This window comes from Nostoc sp. UHCC 0251 (genome assembly GCF_034932245.1).
GTDB lineage: Bacteria > Cyanobacteriota > Cyanobacteriia > Cyanobacteriales > Nostocaceae > Nostoc.
On sequence record NZ_JAYGHD010000259.1, the window covers coordinates 1 to 1,772 of the forward strand.

General features: G+C 41.7%; 1 protein-coding gene. It reads right to left on the reverse strand.

The features are described from left to right. Nucleotides 1-1,613, reverse strand: a 1,613-nt coding sequence (locus VB740_RS18065) for a HEAT repeat domain-containing protein (protein WP_323201333.1), incomplete at its 3' end; no start/stop codon positions are given. Nucleotides 1,614-1,772 lie beyond the last annotated feature (159 nt).

A 1,772-nucleotide genomic window follows, 5' to 3' on the forward strand; every position in this document is an offset into this window, starting at 1 on the left:
CGAACAGAGTAATCTTCATCTTGCAAAGCTTTAATTAAGGCAGATACAGCTTCTTTGTTGCCGATTTTTTCTAAAGCCTCTGCGGCACTCGAACGAACAGAGGAATATTCATCCTGCAACAAGTTACTTATAAAAGTAACGGCATATTCAGAGTGACTGATACCCAAAAACTCAACTTTAAGGAATTTATGAATGTTTAACTCTAAAATTAAATCGACTGTTTCTTTCTGATACTCTCGCTTTACTTCTCCTGCCAACCTTGCCGCTAATTTCAAATCCACATCTAAGGCTAACTTCACCACTCGCACCGCTTGCTCTTCATCATCCACCAACCCCAACATCAACGCCACGGGTTCTGTCCACTTTAAATAATTTAAATAATCCCGTTTTAGCTTCTGATCACTAACATTATCAAGCTGTGAGATTAGAGATTCTGCGGCGTAGTATTCCTGAATCAGCTGATGACGAAATTCAATCTGGTCATCTGTTCGCAATTGAATTAAGTGATACTTGAGCAAATCTTCTAGCCAGTCTCTTGCACAATTCTCACTAAAACGTACTTTGTTTTGTAAAAATGTCGCTAAAGCATTCCTCGCTTGCTGTTTAGAAATAGTTAATCGCAACTCAGTCGAATTATCGCCTTGCATCATTTCAAATGCTAGATGCTGCAATAAATCAGCCTGCCAGTTACGTAACCCTTCAGCAATTGGTACATCTCCCTTGAGTTTGTGATACTCTCCAGAGAACCAACGAAACAACTCACCTAAACTAGTAGGGATTTGTTTAGTATCATTAAATACTTCACACAGCATCCACAATAACAGCGGCGTTTCCGCCAATTCTCGCAAGCGTCCAGCCAACTGCCGCAGCATTTCATCACCCACCTCTGAATAGGCGCGGACAAAATGCTGCATCTGCGGTTCTGTGAGGGGTTGCATTTCCAGTTTTTTTTCAATACCTAAATCACCCCCCCCCAAATACCGCGTAGTAAAAATCATCGGCGTGACTCGGTGGTATTTCTGCCGAAATCGGTTTAAATCTCGTCTAGCTTCATCGTTGGGTAATTCATTCAAACCGTCTATAAGTAACAAAAATCGCCCTGTACGCAGTAGATTTTCAATCTCTATCCTGTTGAGGCATAACTTATAGTCATCCAAAAATCCCCTAATTAAATCCAGCACCGAAGTTGTGTAGTCCCTTAACTTCACTAGCACGGGAATCCTTGTCAGCTTTTCCGCTTCTCCTCTGCTCCTCTGCTCCCATGCTCCCCTGCACTTTTCCGCTTCTTCCCATAACAAACGTTCTAAAGCTGTAGATTTGCCTGAACCCGGTTTTCCTACTAGCAATACATGGTCGGGTGCATACTTCCGTAACCCTTCGAGGATATTCAACCGTTCAATTTTTTCTCTGTCTGGTGCTTCACCTTCTCGTTGCTGTGGTACTGTTTGCACCATCAAATTCAAATTTAAGCCTCTGCTCGATTTTCTGGGTTCAAGTCTTTGACGATCTATGGCATCAGTTGGCGTGTATAAATCTTGCCAATAGCTATATTTGTCATCCTCGCTCAGAGATTCTAGATACGTTTGAAAATCTATGCTGTGGTCTGCAACCATAGTAGTCAATTGACCGAGGACTTTTAAGCGCTCTTTTATATACTACACAATAAAACGCTCAATCCTGTCTATGATGACCGTCCTACAAAGGTAAAATTGATATCCCGCAAGGAACTGAAGTTCCTTGCTAATAGCAAAAGTCATCTGAAGATGACTAAA